Here is a 21,335-nt window from a genome sequence, read left to right as displayed (position 1 = left end):
ATCCCGGGCCTTTCGTTTTCTTGGACCTTACTCTTACGAGTGGTAGGCGCTCTCGCCGTGGGTCGTGAGGTCGAGACCTTGACGCTCGTCATCGGCAGCCACACGCAGGCCGGTGATGGCTTTGACGATGTAGAGCAGGATCAGCGAGCCCACGCCGGCCCAAACGATCGTCAGCACAACGGCTTTGGCTTGGATGAAGACTTGCGAAGCGATCGAGAAGTCCGCGTCGCCGATGCCGCCGAAGGCCGGAGCCATCAGCACGCCGGTCATGATCGCGCCGACGATACCACCGATGCCGTGCACGCCGAAGACGTCAAGGCTGTCGTCGTATTTCAGCATCGACTTCACTTTGGTCACGAAGAAGTAGCAGATCGGCGAGACAAGAAGGCCGAGCACGATCGAGCCAACCGGACCCGAGGTGCCGCAAGCCGGGGTGATGGCAACGAGGCCAGCAACCATACCCGAAGCAGCGCCCAGACCCGAGGCTTTGCCACGGAAGATCGCTTCAACGGCAGCCCAGCTCACCACAGCGGCGGCGGTGCAGACGAAGGTGTTGATCATCGCAAGGGTCGCACCCGAGGTGGCTTCGAGGTTCGAACCGGCGTTGAAGCCGAACCAACCAACCCACAGCATCGCCGCACCGACCATGGTCAGCGTCATCGAGTGGGGGGCCATGTTCTCTTTGCCAAGGCCAAGACGCGGGCCAATGACGAAGGCGAAGACCAGAGCGGTGATACCAGCGTTGATGTGCACAACGGTGCCGCCAGCAAAGTCAACAGCGCCCCAGTTGAAGATCAGGCCAGCGCCATCCCACACCATGTGGGCGATCGGGAAGTAGACAACGGTCACCCACAGCACGGTGAACAGGATCACGGCCGAGAATTTCACGCGCTCAGCAAAGGCACCCACATAAAGGGCCGGGGTGATCGCGGCGAAGGTCATCTGGAAGGCGATGAACAGATATTCCGGGATCTCGACGCCATCGGTGAAGGTGGCCGCGGTCGAATCCGCGTTCACGCCCGACAAGAAGAGTTTGCCAAGGCCGCCCCAGAACGGCGAGGAGCTGCCGCCGAAGGCGAAAGAGTAACCCCAAAGCACCCAAACGATCATCACCACCGAGGTGATCATCGTGGTTTGCATCAGCACCGAGAGCATGTTTTTCGTGCGGACGAGGCCACCGTAAAACAGCGCAAGGCCCGGGATGATCATGAACAGAACGAGCAGCGTCGCGGTCATCATCCACGCCACGTCGCCTTTATCAACGATCGGGCCGGCAGCTTCGACGACTTCGGCAACGACTTCAGTCGCTTCCTGAGCGAAAGCGGGCAGCGCCAGCGCGGAAAGCGCCGCCGAGAGGCCCGAAATTTTTGCAAGGTTTTTCATTGTCTCTGGTCCCCCTGAGCTTGCTTAGAGCGCGTCGTCGCCGGCTTCGGCGGTACGAACCCGCACGGCCTGATTGACGTCGAGCACGAAGATTTTGCCGTCGCCGATTTTATCGGTCTTGGCGGCTTTCAGGATCGTCTCGACAACTTCATCGGCAAGGCCATCGGCCACGACGATTTCGAGCTTCACCTTCGGCACGAAGTTCACGGCATATTCCGCACCGCGATAAATTTCCGTGTGGCCCGACTGTGCGCCGAAGCCTTTAATCTCAGTCACCATCATGCCGCGCACGCCGATAGCGGTGAGCGCTTCGCGCACCTCCTCGAGCTTGAACGGCTTGATTGCTGCAATGATGAGTTTCACTGGATGTCCCTTCCTATTGTCAGCACTCCCCGATGCCCGGAGGCACCGCACTGCCGTAGAAGGCTTGGGAAGGCCGTCAGGCACAAGGATGGCCGCCTGTTTCCTAAGCAGGCAAAATCCGATTCAACGCCCAAAACGCACAATTTGTGCGCAGCGCACAATATTTAAGCTTTCTAAAAACCGAATCGTGAAAGCTTGTGGCTCGAAATGGCGGATCGGGCGGTGTAAGTTGCCCGAAACAACGGGCATGGAACGACAATGGCGGGAACAGGCGGGCGGCGTGGGCCGCTGGTGGCAGACAAGCGATACCCTTCGAAAGCGGCAGCGAAACCGAAGGCGAAATCCGCCCCAACCCGGAAGGCGAAGCCGCCGCGCAAACCGCGTAGCCCGCGCCCTCGCGGCCCGATTTCTGGCTTTATTCTCGGCCTCTTCAGCCTGATCTGGCGGATTATTTGGGGGTTCACCTGGCGTTCGGGCGCAGTGGTGGTGTTGATCCTTGGCCTTGCGACTTTTTACTTCTACGCGCAATTGCCCGACTACACCGCGCTTTTGGATGGCCGCAACCGAGGCTCGGTCACATTGCTCGACGAAAACGGCAAGGTCTTTGCTTGGCGCGGTGAAACCTTTGGCGGGCAAACCACGGCTGGCAGCGTCTCGCCCTTTTTGAAAAACGCGGTCGTCGCCACCGAGGACCGGCGCTTCTATCGCCATTTCGGCGTTTCACCACGCGGCATCGCCTCGGCGATCAAAATCAACCTATCCGAAGGGCGTGGCCCGCTCTCGGGCAACGGTGGCTCCACCATCACCCAACAGGTCGCCAAGCTACTCTGTCTTGGTGTGCCTTATGACCAAAAGCAGTGGAAGACCGAAGCCGAGTACGAAAACGACTGCCGCTCGGGCGGGATCACCCGCAAGATCAAGGAAATCCCCTATGCGCTGGCGATGGAGGTCAAATACTCCAAGGATGAGATCCTGACGATCTACCTCAACCGCGCCTATCTTGGCGCGGGGGCACGCGGCTTTGAAGCTGCCGCACAGCGCTATTTCGGGATTTCGGCGGCCAATGTGAATGCGCAACAGGCCGCGATGCTGGCCGGGCTTTTGAAAGCGCCTTCAACCTATGCGCCGACAACAAACCTCAAACGCTCGCAAGAGCGGGCAGGCATGGTGCTGGCCCTAATGCATGACCAAGGGTTCTTGACCGATGCAGAATGGCAAAAAGCCCGCGCCAATCCGGCCACGCTTTCGGAAGCCGCGCAAGCGCGCGCGGGCGGCTATTTTGCCGATTGGGTGATGGACAGCATTCCGGACTTTTTGTCGAAAGACACAACGGAAGATGTGGTCATTCGCACGACGCTCGACCAACGCATCCAGACCGCCGCGGAAGAAGCGCTTAAAGAGATCTTTGAAACCAAGGTCCGCGCAGGGTCCACCGCGGAAGCGGCGATTGTGGTGATGTCTGCCGATGGCGCGGTGCGCGCGATGGTGGGCGGGCGCGCCTCCAAAGTCTCGGGCGCATTCAACCGCGCCACGCAAGCGCGCCGCCAAACCGGCTCCACCTTCAAACCGTTCGTCTATGCGGTGGCGCTCGACATGGGCTGGACGCCCGACACGATTGTGGAAGACGCACCGTTGACGATTTCGGTGCCCGGCTCTGGGCCATGGACGCCGAAAAACTATGGTGGCGGCTATTTGGGGCCGATCCCGCTCTGGATGGCGCTTGCCAAATCCATCAACACCGCCACCGTGCGCGTGGGCCAAGCCGTGGGCTTTGACGCGGTGCGCCGCGCGGCCACCGATTTTGGCTTTGCCTCGAAACTCGCCGAAGGCCCTGCCGTGGTGCTGGGCGTGTCTGAATCGACGCTGCTGGAAATGACCGGGGCTTTCGCGGGCATTTTGAATGGCGGCTCCTCGGTCCGACCCTATGGGCTCACTGACCTGCGCCTGCGCGGCGATAAAGAACCGCTCTTTGGCGCCGGCGGTGGCATGGGTGAGCGGGTGATTTCGGAAAAAGCCGCGCGCGAGTTGATCTGGATGATGCACCAAGGGGTCGAGCAAGGCACCGGGCAGCGCGCGAAGCTTGAGGGGCGCGAGGCGGCAGGCAAAACCGGCACCACCCAAGCCGCGCGGGATGCGTGGTTCATTGGCTTTACCGCCGATTATGTGGCGGGCGTCTGGATGGGCTATGACAATAACAAGCCGCTCACTGGCGTGACGGGCGGCGGGCTTCCCGCCGATATTTGGCACGCAGTGATGACACGGGTGGAAGCGGGGCAGCCTGTGACCCCGCTGCCGATGGCCGACCCTGCCGAATGGCGCGGCCAGCCCGACCCTTATGCGGGCTCCAACGCCTATCCGGGGCAGGTTTGGTCTTCGGGCGACCCGATCCCCGAAGGCGGCGTGCCGGTGGTCAATGGCCAATTGATCCGCCCCGGCGGACCTGCGCCCGAACCACAGCGCCCGCAAAGCCTTGGCGAAGCGATCGACTCGCTCTTGCGCCAGCTTTACTAAAGACAAAACGCGGCCCTCACCGGGGCCGCGTTTTCAATTCTGCTGTCAGCCGTGATTAGCTGGCGTTTTTCAGATCCGCGATCAAAGCATCGATATTGCCGCGCCGCGCGTCCAGCATCGCGCCAATTTCGGTGCGCTCGGCCGCCAACATGTTCACGCCCTCGATGATCACGTTGAAGAAGAGCCGTTTGCCCGAACGATCCGACACATGCCACAGCACCTCAAACGGGGCTTGGCCGCGCAAATGCGCAACGGTTTTCACCTCATAGAAGGTTTTCACTTTCCGCGCGCCTTCTACCTCAAACCGGGCGCCAATGAACTCGCGGAACCGCTGACCATATTTGCGCGAGATGTAACCACGAAACGCCTTGGTGAAGGCCGACATCTGGCTCGCCGACGCCTGACGCGCGGCAACACCCAAGGCCGAGCGCCCAATCGTGGCCACATCGGCATATTTCGTGAAGATCGCCTCGAACTGCGCGTAAAGCCCCGGGCCGGTCTTGCCAGAGGCAATCGCGGCATTCACGTCATTCACCGCACGTGAAACCAGTTCCCGCGCCTCGGCATCGGTGAGCGCAAAAGCCGCACCGGGGCGCAATAGTCCCGCAGCCAGCACCGTAGCCCCAGCGCCAAGGATCAATTGGCGCCGATCATTCCGCATAGGGGTCTTCATAGGGATCCCAGGCTTCTTCATCATTCGTCTCCTCGCCCGCCAATTGGTGGCGGCGCATCTGCAGATAGAGCAACCGCTCCTGCGCGTAGCTGTCTGCGCTGTCATAATAGACCGATTCTACGGTTTCGCCGAACCGCTTGCGCTTGGCGACCTTGCCACCAAGCGTAAGCGCCATTGCCCCGGTCGCCTCGGCGCCCTCGAGGACTTGGCCAACCGGGTCCAGCGCGATGTCAACAACACTGCCCAAGGCATCGCGTTCGGTTGAGCCACCGAAGAAGGGCAGTTCCATATAGGCCCCCTCCTGCGCGCCCCAAACGGCAAGCGTCTCACCAAAATCAGTGTCGGTTTCGGGCAGCGAGAAAGACGACCCCGCCGGATCAAAGATGCCGCCGATCCCGAGGGTGGAGTTGATAACGAAGCGGAACGTGTTCTTGATTGCGGGCTCTGGACGCCCTTGCAGCAGCGAGTTCACGACCTTCCCGGGCAGGGAAAGGTTGCCGCCTGCGTTCGAGAAACTGCGCGTCAGAAGGGTGTCGCGACTGCGCGGCTGCCCCTCGCGGGCCTTGAACAAAGCTCGGTCCAAACCTTTGTTGAAGGCATGAACTTGCCGGTTTCCGGCCTCATAGGGATCATAGATCACATCTTGCTGCGGCACCGTGGGCCGATGCTCCCCACAGCCTGCTAGCGTCAAGCCCACCACCAATGCGAAACCAAAAAATCTACGCATTCAACCTCCGACCGCCCTTCGCATCGGCAGCGAAGATAGGTGACAAACCTCGTTTTTTGGGCCAAACCCTTTCCAAGGAATAAGGAGCCGGAACCGCAGAGACAAGGCACCGATACATTTTTATGGTCGCAACACATTACCCTTCTTGCGATGTTTCAATACGAGCAGGCTTTGCTCAAAAATCAATCGAGCTCGCGGAGACCACCGAATGAAACGAGACGAACTGGCAGCAGGGAAAGCGGAACTACGCGCCGCCCGAGCTGAAAACAGGCGCCTTTTCTGGGCCGTGGGGCTTTTTTCGGTCTTTGTGAACTTACTCATGCTGACCGGCCCAATGTTCATGCTGCAGGTTTATGACCGCGTTTTGGGCGCAAGATCCGTTGAAACGCTCACGGCATTGTTCCTGCTGGTCCTGTTCCTTTTCACCGCCATGGGGCTTTTGGATTACGCTCGCGGGCGCGTCACCGCCCGAATTGGTGCGCGGGTGCAAGCCTCGCTTGAAGCGCGGGTTTTTGATGCAGCCCTGCGCCGCAATGCGCTGGCGCCCAATGATGCGATTTCAACCGCCGCGTTGCGCGACCTTGATGCGATCAACAAGTTCCTGTCTTCGCCGGTGTTTTTGGCAATCTTCGATTTGCCCTGGGTGCCGGTGTTCCTTTCGGCCATCTTCCTGTTCCACCCGCTTTTGGGGCTTTTGTCGATCTGCGGCGGCGTGCTTTTGATTGCGGTGACGCTGATCAACCAATGGGTCACCTCCCGGCCACTGCAAATGGCGACCGGGGCGCAAATCGCGTCAGAACGCATGTCGGACCAGCTGCGCGAGGAAGCCGAACTCATTCAGGCACTCGGGATGCGCAATGCCGCCTTTGGGCGCTGGCGCAAGGCCCGCAGTCAGGCAGCCGATTCGATGCTGGGGGCGACCGATATGGGTGGTGGCTTCACCACCTTCACCAAAACCTTCCGCATCTTCCTGCAATCGGCAATTCTCGCTTTGGGCGCTTATATCGTGCTGCAAGGCGAGATGACCGCGGGGGCAATGATCGCGGGCTCAATCCTGATGGGCCGCGCCCTTGCCCCGGTCGAACAAGCCGTGGGGGGTTGGGCCATTGTATCGCGCGCCCGCGATGGTTGGGGACGGCTCGCACTCCTTCTCAGCACGATGCCGCGCCAACCCAACCATACCGCCCTGCCGCGCCCCAAAGCCGTGCTTGAGGCACAAACGCTCACCGTCGCGCCCCCCGGCTCCCAAAGCCCGACCTTGCGCGCGGTTTCCTTCCGGTTGGACCCGGGCCAAGCGCTTGGGGTGATTGGTCCTTCGGGGGCGGGGAAATCCACGCTTGCACGGGCGATCTGTGGCTTGTGGCGCCCCGCGAATGGTTCTTTGCGTCTCGATGGCGCGACGCTCGATCAATATGACCCGGATGTCTTGGGGCAGTTGATCGGCTATCTGCCGCAGCGTGTCACGCTGTTTGATGGCACCATTGCCGAAAACATCGCGCGGCTTTCTGATAACCCGAACCCGGAAATGGTGGTGGACGCGGCGAAACGGGCCGCCGCGCACAAGCTCATTCTCGATCTGCCCGAAGGCTATGACACCAAGGTCACGCAAGCTGGGGGGCGGCTGTCCGGTGGGCAAATCCAGCGCATCGGTCTGGCCCGCGCGCTTTACGGCAACCCGGTGCTGCTGGTTCTGGATGAACCCAACGCCAACCTCGATAATGAAGGCTCGCAGGCGCTCAACATCGCGGTGCGGGGCATGAAAGCGGCTGGCGGCGCGGTACTGATCATGGCGCACCGCCCTGCAGCGATTGCCGAATGTGACACGCTCTTGGTGCTCGACAACGGCATCCGGCGCGCCTTTGGCCCGCGCGAAGAGGTGCTCAAGGCAATGGTGCAAAACGCGGCTGAGATTGGGCGCAAACCCGGCCCCGGAGGTGTGGCATGAGCGAAGATCAAAAAACCACCTCCCAGAGTGCCCCCGTTGCCGCCGACACGGCCAAACCTGCGGCGCTCAAGCTGGCCTCTGCGCCTGCGGCCCCGGCAGGGCCTGACCGGCTCTCCCCTCGCGGCGCGCTGGTGATTGGCTTTCTGACCCTTGCCGTTCTTGTGGGCGGGTTCGGGGCATGGTCGGTGTTTTCCTCAATCGCGGGTGCCGTTGTGGCCAGCGGTCAGGTTGAGGTCGATCAACACCGCCAAGTGGTGCAACACCCCGATGGCGGCGTGGTGGCCGAAATTGACGTGAGCGAGGGCGATACCGTCACCGCAGGCCAATTGCTGATCCGGCTGGATGGTGAATTGGCGCAATCGGAACGCGCCATTGTTGAGGGCCAATTCTTCGAAATTCTGGCCCGTCGCGGCCGGCTTGAAGCCGAACGCGCCGATGCGCCCGAAATCACCTTCCATGAAGAATTGTTGCAAGAAGCCGCCCACAACCCCGACGTGGCAGAACTGGTCGACGGGCAGAAACGGCTTTTTGCGGCACGGCTTGAAACGCTGCAAAAATCGCTCGAACAGGTCGCAAAGCGGCGCGAACAGACCCAAGCGCAGATCGTGGGTATTGATGCGCAGCGCCAAGCCCTGCAATCGCAACAAGACCTGATCGAACGGGAACTGGCGGACCAACGCGGCCTTTTGGAAAAAGGTCTGGCGCAAGCCAGCCGCGTGCTGGCGCTTGAACGCGAGGCCGCAAACCTTGCCGGGCAAGTGGGCTCGCTTTTGGCCGAAAAGGCACAAGCCGAGGGGCGCATCACCGAGCTTGAGTTGGAAACACTACGGCTTTCCTCGCAGCGCCGCGAAGATGCTGAAACCCAGCTACGCGATATTGGCTACCGCGAATTGGAATTGGCCGAGCGGCGGCGCGCGCTGACCGAGCAAATCGACAGGCTTGAACTGCGCGCCCCTGTGGCTGGCCGGGTCTATGCACTTGCCGTCACCACCCCGCGCGCGGTGATCCGCGCGGCAGAGCCCGTGCTTTATATCATCCCGCAAGATCGCCCGTTGGTCGTGGCGGTGAAAGCCTCGCCAATCAATATTGACGAAATCACCGTGGGCCAGCCGGTGACGTTACGCTTCCCGGCTTTTGCCAGCCGCACCACGCCCGAACTTTTTGGCCAAGTGACGCGCATTTCCGCAGACGCGCTGACCGATGACGCAACGCGGGCCACCTATTTCCGTGTCGAGGTGATGATTGATCCCGGTGAGATCGAAAAACTCGGGGAATTGGAAATCCTGCCCGGCATGCCTGCCGAAGCCTATATCCGCACTGGCGACCGCAGCCCTCTGGCCTATCTGACCAAGCCCTTCACCGATTACTTCGCCCGCGCCTTCCGCGAAAATTAAAGCCGTTGCAACAACGCGGGCGTGGGCCAGGCATCTGCCGGTAGGCCCAGCCGCTTTTGCACACGTTGCACGGCTTCACGAGTCTTTTCCCCCAAGATCCCGTCGATCGGGCCAACATCAAAGCCCTGCGCCTGTAGCTTTTGCTGCAGCGCCTTCATCTGCGCCACGCTGAGCCCCGGCTCGGGCGATTGCGGATCGACCCGCGGCGCGCCCTCCAACCGGGTCGCGAAATAGGCGGCGGTGGTGACGTAGACGAAGCTCTTGTTCCACTCAAACAGCACTTTGAAATTCGGATAGGCGATGAAGGCAGGCCCTTTACGCCCCATCGGCAGCAGCACCGAGCCCTGCCCCCCCGCAAATGCGCCCGAGCGCGGTTTCACCCCCATCCGCGCCCATTCCGCAGTGGAGAGCGAGCGGTTCAGCCCGGTCTTCGACCAATCCATTTCCGCAGGCACCGCGATTTCTTGCAACCAAGGCTCACCACGCCGCCACCCCATGCCCGCGATCATCCGCGCCCCGGACATCAGCGCATCTGCGCTCGAGCCTTTCAGGTCCACATGGCCATCGCCGTCACCATCGACCCCGTTGCGCAAAATGTCATCGGGCAGCATTTGCACCTGACCGACTTCCCCCGCCCAAGCACCGATGGTGCGAGCCGGGTCAAAGTCGCCGCGTTTGAAAAGCTCTGCCGCTGCGATCACCTGTGGGCGGAACAATTGCGGGCGGCGGCAATCATGCGCGAGCGTCACCAGCGCATCGCGGGTGTTGAAATCGCCCTGCACCTGACCGAAGTCGGTCTCAAGCGCCCAGAATGCCAAAAGCACCCCGCGCGAGACGCCATAATCGCGCTCTGCCCGATCGAAGATCGCATCGTATTTCTGCGCCATCCGCGCGCCATTCGTCAGCCGATTTTGCGAAATCACCCGATTCGCGAAATCCAGAAAGCTCATCCGAAACACGCCCTGCGCCCGATCCGCTTTCAGCACCCGGCTGTCTTGTCGAACCCCTTTGAAAAAAGCATCCGCCTGCGCCGCGCTGAGCCCGTGGCGTTGCGCCTCTGCCTTCAGCCCGGCCACAAAACTGGAGAAATTCCCCCCGCATTGCGCCTGCGCTGTCACGGGGAGCGAAACAGAAAGACACATAGCTGTCATAAAAGAAGCAGAAAGAATGGAACGCATCAAAGCCTCCGACGTTTTGGGCAGGCTATCGCCTGAGGTCGGTCTGGGCAACTGTCGTTGCAAAGGGCTTCTCCCGACGAAAGTACACCTAGTTTACCCGACGATTAACTTGATTTTTACACAAGATGTCACACACTTGGGACAGGAGCGCCTTGGGAGGGGTAGCCCTTATTGGGAGATAGAGATGGAGTTCTTGCCGAACGATATCGCCGCTGGCCTGCGCCAAGCGAGCCATAAAGAAGGCCGCCGTCCGGCGCGGCTCGCGGTGCATGCTGCCGGGAAAGTCTGGCCCGTGCTGCGCCGCTGGGCAGGCGGTTTTTCGTTAGATGCCTCTGATGTTGCGCATCTGCGCGGCCATGTGGATTTTTATGAAGGTGACAAGCATGTCGCCACAGCGCTGATCATGGCAGCCGAGGTCGAAGGGCCTGAGTTGATCTGCACGACGAAGCGCGAAACCCCGGTACGATTCGGCCCGGCGCTCGACTTTGTGCGCGACAATGGCGCGGGCGGTGCGGCACTTGGCTATCTGCCGCCGATCTGATGTCCCTTAAAGGCGGTCGGGCAGGCTCAAGCCTTTGAGCACCTCGGCCGCCAACATCGGCTTTTTGCCCGCGCGCTGCGCTTGCAAGACCTGCACCGACCCGGTGCCACAGGCAATCTCGAAACCGCCCAAAACAGTGCCCGGTGCAGCGTCGCCTGCGCCGATCTCTGCGCGCAGCAGTTTTACCCGCTCTTCCCCCACAAGGCACCACGCACCCGGAAACGGCGAAAGCCCGTTGATCTGGCGCACGATCTCTGTGGCGGGGCGTGCCCAATCCACCTGCGCCTCTGCCTTGTCGATTTTCGAGGCATAGGTCACGCCCTCTTCGGGCTGCACTTCGGGCGGCAATTCCGGCAATTGATCCAGCGCCTCGATGATCAGCCGCGCGCCCATTGCGCTCAGCCGATCATGCACCTCGCCTGTGGTCTCGGTTGCACCAATGGCAAGCTGCTCGCGCAAACGCACCGGGCCGGTATCCAGCCCCGCTTCCATTTGCATGATGCAAATGCCGGTCTCCGCATCGCCCGCCATCACCGCACGGTGGATCGGAGCCGCGCCGCGCCAACGCGGTAAGAGCGAGGCATGGATGTTCAAGCACCCAAGCTTCGGCCCATCCAGTACCGCTTGCGGCAAAAGCAGACCGTAAGCCACCACAACACCGATATCGGCGCCCAGCGCGGCCAGAGCTTCCCGATCTTCGGCGGCTTTGAAGTTTACCGGGTGGCGCACCTCAAGCCCCAGCTCTTCCGCCCGCGCCTGCACCGGCGAGGGGCGCAAGGCCTTACCCCGCCCCGCAGGCCGCGGCGGCTGGGTGTAAACGGCCACTACCTCATGATGCTCGGCCAGCGCCTCAAGCACCGGAACCGAGAAATCGGGCGTTCCCATAAAAATGACGCGCATCAGGCTTTCTTTGCGTATTTGGCCGATTTCGCCACCAGCATCTTGCGCTTAAGCGCGCTGAGGTGGTCGACATAGGTCTTGCCGTTGAGATGGTCGATTTGGTGCTGCACCGAGGTGGCCCAAAGCCCGACAAAATCGCGGTCTTCCATCTCGCCTTGATCGTTGAGAAAGCGCACCGTCACCGCGCGCGGACGCTCCACCGAGGCCCAAACGCCCGGCAGGTTCGGGCTGCCCTCGTCATGCTTGAGCAACTGCACCGAGGCATGCAGCACTTCGGGGTTAGCCATCCGCACCACTTGGCCGCGCGCCTCAGAGGCATCGACAATAGCGAGCCGCATCATGATACCGATTTGCGGTGCCGCAAGGCCCACACCCTGACCGGGCATGGCTTCCATCGTGTCGATCATATCGTCCCAGATCATCCGCACCGTTTCGGTGATCGCCTCAACGGGCTCGGCGGGCGTGTGCAGGCGCTTGTCGTCGTAGCGGATAAAGGGGCGAACCGCCATTTCAGCTCCAGCTGCTCTTGGCTTCGCGGGCTTTTTCGCGCTTCCACTTTTCCAACTTGCGGGTGATCATCTGCCGCTTGAGCGGGCCCAGATGGTCAATGAACAGCTTGCCATCAAGGTGGTCCAGCTCATGCTGCGCGCAGGTCGCCCAAAGGCTGTCAAACTGCTCTTCGTGCATTTGCCCATCAAGGCCGAGCCATTGCATCCGCACCTCTTTCGGGCGGGTCACCTCGGCATATTGTTCGGGCAGCGACAAGCAGCCCTCCTCATGCACGTTCTTGTCTTCCGACACCCAAGTGATTTCCGGGTTCACCATCACCATCGGCTCTGGGATGCCCAGCTTATCCTTGGCGCAATCCATCACAAAGATGCGCTTGAGCACGCCCACTTGCGGCCCCGCAAGGCCCACGCCGGGGGCGTCATACATGGTTTCAAGCATGTCATCGGCCAATTGCCGGATCTCGTCGTCGATCGTCGCGACGGGATCGCAATGCTTCTTGAGCCGCGGGTCGGGGTGCAAAAGGATGGTTTTCAGCGTCATGGAACTGATCTAAGCCATGGCTCGCGCGCGTGCAATATCTTCGCAAGGGGCGGCGCGGGCGACCTATCCGCGCAGCCCCGTTCTCGAAAAGGCCAAATTTTCGGGAATATGTTCCATTATTTTACTCTTCACTGGAACATTGGACCGGATTATCACTCTCAACCGGAACACCACCCCCAAGGAGCCCGGCATGACCACCCTTCCCGACTTCGACGAAGTCATCGACCGCATCGGCACCCATTCGGTGAAATGGGACTGTATGGAAGAAATCTACGGCGTCTCGCCGCAAGAAGGCATCTCGATGTGGGTGGCCGATATGGATTTCCGCCCGCCGCAAGTGGTGGCCGAGGCGCTGCAAACCATGCTGTCGCAGGGCATCTTTGGCTATTGGGGGGACAACCGCGCCTATCACGCCGCGATTCAGTGGTGGATGGCGAACCGCCACGGCTGGACTGTGGAGCCTGAGTGGATTTTCACCACCCACGGTCTGGTGAATGGCACGGCGCTTTGCCTTGATGCCTTCACCCAACCCGGCGATGGCGTGGTGCTGATGAGCCCGGTTTATCACGCATTTGCCCGCGTGATCCGAGCCTCGGGGCGTAAAGTGGTGGAATGCCCGCTCAAGCTGGTCGAGGGCCGCTATGAGATGGATTTTGACGCTTGGGACGCGCAGATGGATGGCTCTGCCAAGATGATGATCTTGTGCTCGCCGCACAACCCCGGCGGCCGGGTCTGGACCAAGGCGGAACTGGAGGCCACCGCCGCCTTTGCCAAGCGCCACAACCTTGTGCTGGTTTCGGATGAAATCCACCATGACCTTGTGATGCCGGGCCACAAACACATTCCGATGGCCGTGGCCGCCCCCGATCAGCCGCTGGTGATGATGACGGCGACCTCGAAAACCTTCAACATCGCGGGCGGGCATTCGGGCAATGTGATCATTGCGGACCCGGAGTTGCGGGCGAAATTTGCGGGCAGCATGGCGGCGATGGGCATTTCCGCCAACAGCTTTGGCTTGGCAATGTCGACCGCCGCCTATTCGCCCGAAGGCGCGGCTTGGGTCGATGCACTGGTGGCCTATATCGACGGCAACCGGAAAGTCTTTGACGAAACCGTCAACACGATCCCCGGCCTGAAGTCGATGGACCTGCAATCCACCTATCTGGCTTGGGTCGATTTTTCCGGCACCGGCATGGCCACCGAAGAATTCATCGCCCGCGTGGAAAAAGGCGCGAAAGTTGCCGCGAACCACGGTGCAACCTTTGGCTTGGGGGGCGAAAGCTATCTGCGCTTCAACCTTGCCACCCCGCGCGCACGGGTGGTGGAAGCAGCCCAGCGGCTCAAAGCCGCCTTCGCCGATCTGCAATAATCGTCGCCAAAGAAGCGGCAACCTGCCCCGGCCCACGTGCCGGGGCTTTTCTTTGCGCGCATCGCTTCACATATTAGGGCTATACCGGTCTGGCGAGCGGAGGAGCCGCCCATGCCCATCATAAGCTTTATCCTGATCGGCATCGCCGCAGGCTTTCTGGCCACGCGGTTGATGAAGATAGATGCAGACATTCCCACCACCATCGCGATTGGCGTCTTTGGCGCCTTGATCGGCGGGCTGGTGCTGCGGTTCTTGATTGCGATCATGGGGCTGATGGCCGGGCTTGTCGGGGCGATTTTGGGCGCGATGGCGCTGATCTGGGCTTGGCAAACCTATGGGGGAAAACGCTGATGTGGGGACCGCTTCTCAGTTTCGCGGGCATGGCATCGCTGCGCACCGCACTTGGGTTCTTTGGGGTGGGGCTGTGGCTCATGTCGCGCCCCGGCGGCTGGGCGGTGGTGGTCGCGGCCATTTTGGTCGGCGTCAAACTGCTGCCGGGCGGCGATGATGCAACAGCCGCAATCCCTCCGGCGATCCCCTTTGATCTGCCTGCCAATGCGCCCGCCGACATATCGAAGCCATAATTCCACCGATACTGACCGCGTTTGACCAAAGGAGATTGATCTATGAACACCGAAGACCTTCTAAGAGATCCGTCCCTGTTTGGCGGCAACGCGGTGATGCTCGCCCTAGCCGCCTTTGTCATTTTGTCGATCTTCTTGGGCGTGCGAATCGTGCCGCAATCCGAAAAGCACGTGGTCGAGCGTTTTGGGCGGCTGCGCGCGGTGCTTGGCCCCGGCATCAACTTCATCGTGCCGTTTCTCGATAAGGTCGCGCATAAAGTTTCGGTGCTGGAACGCCAGCTACCCACCTCGCGCCAAGACGCGATTACTGCGGATAACGTGCTGGTGCAGGTCGATACTTCGGTCTTCTATCGGGTGATCGAGCCGGAACGCACGGTCTACCGGATTCGCGATATTGATGCAGCGATTGCCACCACCGTGGCCGGGATCGTGCGCTCGCAAATCGGGCAAATGGAACTCGACACCGTGCAATCGAACCGCTCGGGGCTGATTTCGCATATCCGCGACAATGTCGCGAATGTCGTTGATGACTGGGGGATTGAGGTCACCCGCGCCGAAATTTTGGATGTCAATCTGGATGAAGCCACCCGCGCCGCGATGCTGCAACAGCTCAACGCTGAACGCGCCCGCCGTGCGCAGGTGACCGAGGCTGAGGGGAAAAAACGTGCGGTCGAACTTTCGGCTGATGCCGATCTTTATGCCGCCGAGCAACAAGCCAAAGCCAAACGCGTGACCGCCGAGGCCGAAGCCTATGCCACCAGCGTGATTGCCGAGGCGATTGCGAAGAACGGGATCGAGGCTGCGCAATACCAAGTGGCGCTGAAACAGGTGGATGCGATTGCCAAGGTCGCTTCTGGCGAGGGCAAGCAAACCGTGCTTTTGCCCGCCTCGGCGCTTGAGGCCTTTGGCGAGGCGTTCAAACTCTTGAAAGGGCGGTCGTGATGTCTTGGCAAGAACCGTGGATTTGGGTTGTGGCGGGCGTTTTGCTGGGCGCGCTCGAAATGCTTTTGCCCGGTTTCATCCTGCTGGGCTTCGCCGTGGGCGCCATTTTAGTGGGCGGTCTTTTGTGGATCGGCGTGATCGGCGACTCACTTCCGCTCGCGGTTTTGGTGTTGGCGCTATCGGCATTGGCCGTCTGGCTGGTGATGCGCAAATTGATGGGGGTACACCCCGGTCAAACCCGGATTTGGGACCGCGATATCAACGAAAACTGAGGAAAACCTGCATACTCTTGCATACGAGACTGGACGCAACGCCGCATGCGGCGTAGAGACGCAGTATATACAGGAGAACAGCCATGTACGACGATTTTCCGCAAGAGGCCGAAGGCCTGAAGTTCTTTCTCACGAGTGCGATCGTCTGCCTCGTGGGCCTTGTGGTCTGGCTGTCGGTCGCGCAACCGATGGGGCTGGGTCACGGTGCTGCCGCTGCTGAAGCGTCCACCGGCCACTGAGCCAAAGCCGTATCTCACGGCAGAATGATTACGGCGGCCCAAGGGCCGCCGCGCGTATTTCTGGGTTTTGATTTTCGGATCAGATCGCCGCGATCTCTTGCAAAATCGCCTGCGCGGCGGCACGCGGATCTTCGGCTTTCCAGATCGGGCGCCCAACCACCAGATGGTCCGCCCCCGCCGCCAGAGCCGAAGCCGGTGTTTCCACCCGCTTTTGATCGCCCAGATCGGCCCCTGCGGGGCGCACCCCCGGCGTGACAAGCAGCTTGCCCGCAGCCTCAGGCAAAGCGCGGATCAGCGCCGCTTCGCGCGGGCTGGCAATCACCCCATCCGCACCTGCGGCAAAAGCATTGCCTGCGCGTTCCACGACCAAATCGGCCAGATCACCTTCACGGATCAGCGCGCCATCCAGATCGGCCCGGTCAAGCGAGGTCAGGATCGTGACGGCGAGAATCTTGAGCGGCTTGCCCGCTGCCCCCTCTTTCGCGGCTTTCACCACATAGGGGTCGCCATGCACGGTGAGAAAGTCGAGATCGAACTGCGCAAGGCCGCGCACTGCGGCTTCAACCGTGGCGCCGATATCGAACAGCTTCATATCGAGGAAGATTTTCTTACCCTGCTCGGCCTTAAGCTCATTGGCCAGCGCCAAGCCGCCACCCGTGAGCATGCCCAGACCGATTTTATAGAAGCTGACCGAGTCTCCCAGCTTCGCGGCCAGTTCCAGCCCTGCAATCGCATTGGGTACATCCATCGCCACGATCAGGCGGTCATCGGCGGGCAGGGGCATGGCAATCTCCGGGGCAAAGGGCTCTCGGCGGGGTTCTGCCCCCGATCCCCGGTTCGGTCAAGGAAATCAGAACCGACCGATACCTTGGCGTTGCGCCTCGCGCGTGAGCGCGTGCACCAAACGACGGTGCGCCATATCGGGTTGCGCTTGCACCCGCACTGGCACCCGAAGCGGCACCGGCATCCCCGGCGCGAAAAACTCCACCACCGCCTCAAACCGGCGCAGCGCGGCATTGTAGATCAGTTGCGCAATATGGATCGCGGTCGCGTGATGCATAGGAACCTCCAAGCCTTGGGGGCTCAGGATCAACGCACAAGGTTGGCAAAAGGTTTCCAACGGCACCAAAGGTGAAAAAAAGATTGCCTCGCCCCTCTCCCTCTTGAACCGGGGCCGCGAAAAAACCACCTTTTGATCAAGACCCGGAACCGGGGCGTGCCATGACGGGCGCCGCAAGAGCCGGGGGCTTCATAGAGGAGAGAACCGATGAACATGGAGAAGTTCACGGAACGGTCGCGCGGGTTCCTGCAAGCCGCGCAAACGATCGCGATGCGTGAAGGCCACCAACGCGTGCAGCCCGAGCATTTGCTGAAAGCCCTGATGGATGACGACCAAGGTCTGTCGGCCAACCTGATCCAACGCGCGGGCGGCGAGCCCAAGCGGGTACAGGAAGCGGTGGACGTTTATGTCTCCAAACTGCCCAAAGTCTCGGGCGGCGACGGGCAAGTTTATGTTGAGCAAAGCCTTGTGCGCGTTTTGGATGAGGCCGAAAAACTCGCCAAAAAAGCGGGCGACAGCTTCGTTCCGGTGGAACGGATGCTGATGGCACTCGCCATGGTGAACACCCGCGCGAAAGATGCGCTTGATGCGGGCGCGGTCACTGCACAAAACCTCAATACCGCAATCAATGACATTCGCAAGGGCCGCACCGCCGACAGTACCTCTGCCGAAGATGGCTATGAGGCGCTGAAGAAATATGCCCGCGATCTGACGCAGGCCGCCGAAGACGGCAAGATCGACCCGATCATTGGCCGGGACGATGAAATTCGCCGCACCATGCAGGTGCTGAGCCGCCGCACCAAAAACAACCCGGTGCTGATCGGCGAACCCGGTGTCGGGAAAACCGCGATTGCGGAAGGCTTGGCGCTGCGCATCATTGATGGCGACGTCCCCGAAAGCCTGCGCAACAAAAAGCTTTTGGCGCTTGATATGGGGGCGCTGATCGCTGGCGCGAAATATCGCGGTGAATTTGAAGAACGGCTCAAAGCGATCTTGAAAGAGATCGAGGCGGCTGCGGGCGAGATCATCCTTTTCATCGACGAAATGCACACGCTTGTGGGCGCGGGCAAATCCGATGGGGCGATGGATGCCGCAAACCTGATCAAACCGGCGCTTGCGCGGGGCGAGCTGCATTGCGTTGGGGCCACCACGCTTGATGAATACCGCAAATATGTCGAGAAAGACGCGGCCTTGGCGCGGCGCTTCCAGCCGGTGATGGTGGAAGAGCCCACCGTCGAGGATACGATCTCGATCCTGCGCGGCATCAAAGAGAAATATGAACTCCACCACGGGGTGCGTATTTCTGACTCGGCGCTGGTGGCGGCGGCGACGCTTTCGCACCGCTACATCACCGACCGCTTCTTGCCCGATAAGGCGATTGACCTTGTGGACGAGGCGGCCTCGCGCCTGCGTATGGAAGTGGACAGCAAACCCGAAGAGCTTGACGCGCTTGATCGGCAGATCCTGCAAATGCAGATCGAGGCCGAGGCGCTCAAACGCGAGGAAGATGCGGCCTCCAAAGATCGGCTTGAAAAGCTCGAAAAAGACTTGGCCGAGGTGCAAGAACGCTCTGCTGTGATGACCGCTAAATGGCAGTCTGAACGCGATATGCTGGAAGCTTCCCGCAACGTCAAAGAGCAGCTTGACCAAGCTCGCGTGCAACTTGAACACGCCAAACGTGAGGGCAACTTCGCCAAGGCGGGCGAACTGCAATACGGCCGCATTCCCGAGCTTGAAAAGCTTCTGGCCGAGGCGGAAACGGTGGCCGAAACCAAGATGGTGGAAGAAGCCGTCCGCCCCGAGCAAATCGCCGAAGTGGTGGAACGCTGGACCGGTATCCCGACCTCGAAAATGCTTGAGGGCGAGCGCGAGAAGCTACTGAAGATGGAGGAAGAACTCCACAAGCGGGTGATCGGGCAAGATGCCGCCATCACCGCTGTGGCCAATGCCGTGCGCCGTGCGCGCGCGGGGCTGAATGATGAAAACCGCCCGCTTGGGTCGTTCCTCTTCCTTGGCCCGACCGGCGTAGGGAAAACCGAACTGACCAAAGCCGTGGCCAATTATCTCTTTGATGATGACAGCGCGATGGTCCGCATCGACATGTCGGAATTCATGGAGAAACACTCGGTCGCGCGGCTCATCGGTGCGCCTCCGGGCTATGTTGGCTATGACGAAGGCGGGGTTCTGACCGAAGCGGTTCGGAGGCGGCCCTATCAGGTGGTGTTGTTTGACGAGGTAGAAAAAGCTCACCCCGATGTCTTCAACGTGCTGTTGCAGGTGCTGGATGATGGCGTGCTGACCGATGGCCAAGGCCGCACGGTCGATTTCAAGCAAACGCTGATCGTGCTGACCTCAAACCTAGGCAGCCAAGCGCTCAGCCGCCTGCCGGATGGGACCGATACCGCTGAGGCCAAGGCCGAGGTGATGGAGGCGGTGCGGATGCATTTCCGCCCCGAATTCCTCAACCGCTTGGATGAGATGGTGATCTTTGATCGGCTCAGCCGCGAGAATATGGACGGGATCGTGACGATACAGCTCGGGCGGCTCGAAAAGCGGCTGGCCGCGCGCAAGATCGCGTTGGCGCTGGATGAGGCCGCGCTCAAATGGCTCGCCGATGAAGGCTATGACCCGGTCTTTGGGGCGCGCCCGCTTAAACGGGTGATCCAACGCGCGCTGCAAGACCCGCTCGCAGAACTTTTGCTCGCGGGCGAGGTGAAAGACGGGGTGGAGGTCAAGGTCACCGCAGGCCCGGACGGGTTGGTGGTTGGGGGGCGCGTCTCTGCCTCCCAGCGTATCCAGCCCGAAGATCGGGTGCTGAACTGAACCAGTGGCGGGGGGCTCTGCCCCCCGTCGCGTTCCCGGATATTTACGCAAAGCCGAAGGGCCAAAAGCGGCGACGCCCCTCCCGCCCGGCTGCGGCTTAGGCTAGATTGCCGCCATCATGCCCGCTTTGTGCCGCGACTGCTTTGCCACTTTTGAGACGAGCCCGCCCCGCTGCCCCCGCTGCGGGCGGCCGCGCATGCTGGCACATCCCGAGCTTTTCAGCCTGTCGATCGCGCATATTGATTGCGACAGCTTCTTTGCCTCGGTCGAAAAGCTCGATGACCCAAGCCTTGCCAGCAAGCCGCTGATCGTCGGCGGCGGTACACGCGGCGTGGTCACCACTTGCTGCTATATTGCGCGCATCGCGGGGGTGCGCTCGGCCATGCCGATGTTTCAAGCCCGCAAGCTGTGCCCGGATGCGGTGGTGATCCCGCCCCGCAAAGAACGTTATGCCGAAGTCTCGGCGCTGATTCGTGCGAAATTCACAGCACTCACACCTTTGGTGGAGCCGCTGTCGCTGGATGAAGCGTTTTTGGACCTGACGGGCACGGAACGGCTGCACCACGCGCCGCCTGCGGTGAGCCTTGCGCGGCTGGTGCGCGAGATTGAAACCGAGATTGGCGTCACGGCCTCCATCGGGCTCGCGCATAACAAGTTCTTGGCCAAGATCGCCTCTGACCTTGATAAGCCGCGCGGCTTTTCGGTGATTGGACGCGCGGATACCGAGGCCTTTTTGCGCGACAAGCCTGCCTCGGTTCTGTGGGGCGTGGGCGAGGCGACGCGGGCCGCCTTGGCGCGCGCGGGGCTGCGCACCTTGGCCGACATCCGCCGCACCAGCAAAAGCGCTTTAGAGGGGCGCTTTGGGGCCACCGGCGCACGGCTCTATGATCTTGCGCATGGGGTGGACCACCGCAAAATCACCCCCGATGCCGAGATCAAATCGGTCTCGCATGAGACCACCTTTGCCAAAGATATTGCCGACCGCGAAGAGCTGGAAAACATCCTTTGGACGATGTGCGAAAAAGCCGCCGACCGGATGAAGGCGAAGGGTCTGCAAGGCCGCACCGTGGTCTTGAAACTGCGCCGGGCGGATTTTTCCGCGCTCAGCCGCCAAACCCGTCTTGATGAACCCTCGCAACTCTCTGACACGCTATTTCGCACCAGCCGCGCCTTGCTGGCGGCGCTGCCAGAGAAAGGGCCGTTTCGGCTGATTGGTGCAGGCTATACCGATCTTTCGCCTGCCGATGGCAATGACCCGATGGGCGATTTGCTCGATCCGCAAGCGGGCGCACGGAGCAAGGCCGAACGGGCCGCCGATGCGATTCGGGCCAAATATGGGTCAGATGCGATCCGTCTGGGGCGCGGCATGGCCAAAAGCTAA

Annotated in this window: 22 protein-coding genes; 12 read left to right on the top strand and 10 right to left on the bottom strand. The window is 61.1% G+C overall.

Annotated elements, in window-relative coordinates:
* Nucleotides 1-33: 33 nt before the first annotated feature.
* Both BW967_RS07895 and BW967_RS07890 read right to left on the bottom strand, forming a co-directional pair.
* Complete coding sequence (locus BW967_RS07895) at nucleotides 34-1,383, bottom strand: ammonium transporter (protein WP_076484512.1); 1,350 nt, start codon at nucleotides 1,381-1,383, stop codon at nucleotides 34-36.
* 24 nt (nucleotides 1,384-1,407) lie between these two features.
* Nucleotides 1,408-1,746, bottom strand: coding sequence for a P-II family nitrogen regulator (locus BW967_RS07890; protein ID WP_076484511.1), 339 nt, complete (start codon nucleotides 1,744-1,746; stop codon nucleotides 1,408-1,410).
* 258 nt (nucleotides 1,747-2,004) lie between these two features.
* Between BW967_RS07890 and BW967_RS07885 the strand changes: the two genes are divergently transcribed.
* Nucleotides 2,005-4,257, top strand: coding sequence for a transglycosylase domain-containing protein (locus BW967_RS07885; RefSeq protein ID WP_076484510.1), 2,253 nt, complete (start codon nucleotides 2,005-2,007; stop codon nucleotides 4,255-4,257).
* Between the two features lie 55 nt (nucleotides 4,258-4,312).
* Here BW967_RS07885 and BW967_RS07880 read toward each other — a convergent pair whose 3' ends face one another.
* Together BW967_RS07880 and BW967_RS07875 are read right to left on the bottom strand one after the other, a co-directional pair.
* Nucleotides 4,313-4,918: an MlaC/ttg2D family ABC transporter substrate-binding protein gene (locus tag BW967_RS07880; RefSeq protein WP_245826476.1), complete on the bottom strand. Its 606-nt coding sequence runs from the start codon at nucleotides 4,916-4,918 to the stop codon at nucleotides 4,313-4,315.
* Entirely contained in the window at nucleotides 4,908-5,657 is a 750-nt protein-coding gene (locus BW967_RS07875; protein ID WP_076484508.1) for an MlaA family lipoprotein, read from the bottom strand. The genes BW967_RS07880 and BW967_RS07875 overlap by 11 nt, the downstream gene beginning before the upstream one ends.
* Before the next feature lie 208 nt (nucleotides 5,658-5,865).
* Between BW967_RS07875 and BW967_RS07870 the strand changes: the two genes are divergently transcribed.
* Both BW967_RS07870 and BW967_RS07865 read left to right on the top strand, forming a co-directional pair.
* The gene (locus BW967_RS07870) at nucleotides 5,866-7,602 is read left to right on the top strand and encodes a type I secretion system permease/ATPase (protein WP_076484507.1); all 1,737 of its coding nucleotides are present in this window, start codon (nucleotides 5,866-5,868) and stop codon (nucleotides 7,600-7,602) included.
* Complete coding sequence (locus BW967_RS07865; protein WP_083952030.1) at nucleotides 7,599-8,996, top strand: HlyD family type I secretion periplasmic adaptor subunit; 1,398 nt, start codon at nucleotides 7,599-7,601, stop codon at nucleotides 8,994-8,996. The genes BW967_RS07870 and BW967_RS07865 overlap by 4 nt, the downstream gene beginning before the upstream one ends.
* Here BW967_RS07865 and BW967_RS07860 read toward each other — a convergent pair.
* The gene (locus BW967_RS07860) at nucleotides 8,993-10,174 is read right to left on the bottom strand and encodes a lytic murein transglycosylase (protein WP_076484506.1); all 1,182 of its coding nucleotides are present in this window, start codon (nucleotides 10,172-10,174) and stop codon (nucleotides 8,993-8,995) included. The two genes, BW967_RS07865 and BW967_RS07860, sit on opposite strands and share 4 nt — an antisense overlap.
* A 184-nt stretch (nucleotides 10,175-10,358) precedes the next feature.
* Here BW967_RS07860 and BW967_RS07855 point away from each other — a divergent pair, with 184 nt between their 5' ends.
* Nucleotides 10,359-10,715: a hypothetical protein gene (locus BW967_RS07855; RefSeq protein WP_076484505.1), complete on the top strand. Its 357-nt coding sequence runs from the start codon at nucleotides 10,359-10,361 to the stop codon at nucleotides 10,713-10,715.
* A 6-nt stretch (nucleotides 10,716-10,721) separates the two neighbouring features.
* Here BW967_RS07855 and fmt read toward each other — a convergent pair whose 3' ends face one another.
* From fmt to def (BW967_RS07840), 3 genes are read right to left on the bottom strand one after another with little or no spacing between them, the layout of a single operon-like run.
* A complete protein-coding gene (gene fmt, locus BW967_RS07850; RefSeq protein ID WP_076484504.1) occupies nucleotides 10,722-11,615 on the bottom strand; it encodes a methionyl-tRNA formyltransferase in 894 nt (297 codons plus the stop codon).
* Entirely contained in the window at nucleotides 11,615-12,124 is a 510-nt protein-coding gene (def, locus tag BW967_RS07845) for a peptide deformylase (RefSeq protein ID WP_076484503.1), read from the bottom strand. Before def (BW967_RS07845) ends, fmt begins: the two co-directional genes overlap by 1 nt.
* Nucleotide 12,125: 1 nt before the next feature.
* Nucleotides 12,126-12,665, bottom strand: coding sequence for a peptide deformylase (gene def, locus BW967_RS07840; protein WP_076484502.1), 540 nt, complete (start codon nucleotides 12,663-12,665; stop codon nucleotides 12,126-12,128).
* Nucleotides 12,666-12,855: 190 nt separating this feature from the next.
* Here def (BW967_RS07840) and BW967_RS07835 point away from each other — a divergent pair, with 190 nt between their 5' ends.
* From BW967_RS07835 to BW967_RS18685, 6 genes are all read left to right on the top strand, one after another.
* Complete coding sequence (locus BW967_RS07835; protein WP_076484501.1) at nucleotides 12,856-14,034, top strand: MalY/PatB family protein; 1,179 nt, start codon at nucleotides 12,856-12,858, stop codon at nucleotides 14,032-14,034.
* Between the two features lie 111 nt (nucleotides 14,035-14,145).
* Nucleotides 14,146-14,385: a GlsB/YeaQ/YmgE family stress response membrane protein gene (locus BW967_RS07830; protein ID WP_076484500.1), complete on the top strand. Its 240-nt coding sequence runs from the start codon at nucleotides 14,146-14,148 to the stop codon at nucleotides 14,383-14,385.
* Nucleotides 14,385-14,618, top strand: coding sequence for a hypothetical protein (locus BW967_RS07825; protein WP_076484499.1), 234 nt, complete (start codon nucleotides 14,385-14,387; stop codon nucleotides 14,616-14,618). The genes BW967_RS07830 and BW967_RS07825 overlap by 1 nt, the downstream gene beginning before the upstream one ends.
* A gap of 42 nt (nucleotides 14,619-14,660) precedes the next feature.
* Nucleotides 14,661-15,560, top strand: coding sequence for an SPFH domain-containing protein (locus tag BW967_RS07820; RefSeq protein ID WP_076484498.1), 900 nt, complete (start codon nucleotides 14,661-14,663; stop codon nucleotides 15,558-15,560).
* Complete coding sequence (locus tag BW967_RS07815) at nucleotides 15,560-15,832, top strand: NfeD family protein (RefSeq protein ID WP_076484497.1); 273 nt, start codon at nucleotides 15,560-15,562, stop codon at nucleotides 15,830-15,832. The genes BW967_RS07820 and BW967_RS07815 overlap by 1 nt, the downstream gene beginning before the upstream one ends.
* Nucleotides 15,833-15,915: 83 nt before the next feature.
* A complete protein-coding gene (locus tag BW967_RS18685; RefSeq protein WP_170952619.1) occupies nucleotides 15,916-16,071 on the top strand; it encodes a hypothetical protein in 156 nt (51 codons plus the stop codon).
* A 79-nt stretch (nucleotides 16,072-16,150) separates the two neighbouring features.
* On the opposite strand, the gene pyrF is transcribed toward BW967_RS18685, so the two are convergent.
* Together pyrF and BW967_RS07805 are read right to left on the bottom strand one after the other, a co-directional pair.
* On the bottom strand, nucleotides 16,151-16,855 hold the full coding sequence (gene pyrF, locus BW967_RS07810; protein WP_076484496.1) for an orotidine-5'-phosphate decarboxylase: 705 nt from the start codon (nucleotides 16,853-16,855) through the stop codon (nucleotides 16,151-16,153).
* Between the two features lie 66 nt (nucleotides 16,856-16,921).
* Entirely contained in the window at nucleotides 16,922-17,131 is a 210-nt protein-coding gene (locus tag BW967_RS07805) for a hypothetical protein (RefSeq protein ID WP_076484495.1), read from the bottom strand.
* Between the two features lie 207 nt (nucleotides 17,132-17,338).
* Here BW967_RS07805 and clpB point away from each other — a divergent pair, with 207 nt between their 5' ends.
* Together clpB and BW967_RS07795 are read left to right on the top strand one after the other, a co-directional pair.
* Nucleotides 17,339-19,954, top strand: a complete 2,616-nt coding sequence (clpB, locus tag BW967_RS07800) for an ATP-dependent chaperone ClpB (protein WP_076484494.1) — start codon at nucleotides 17,339-17,341, stop codon at nucleotides 19,952-19,954.
* A 118-nt stretch (nucleotides 19,955-20,072) separates the two neighbouring features.
* A complete protein-coding gene (locus BW967_RS07795) occupies nucleotides 20,073-21,335 on the top strand; it encodes a DNA polymerase IV (protein WP_076484493.1) in 1,263 nt (420 codons plus the stop codon).

The sequence above is a fragment of the Rhodobacter aestuarii genome (genome assembly GCF_900156655.1).
Lineage (GTDB): Bacteria > Pseudomonadota > Alphaproteobacteria > Rhodobacterales > Rhodobacteraceae > Rhodobacter > Rhodobacter aestuarii.
The sequence above is the reverse complement of the archived record's forward strand: the minus strand, read 5'-3'. Positions and strand labels throughout refer to the sequence as shown.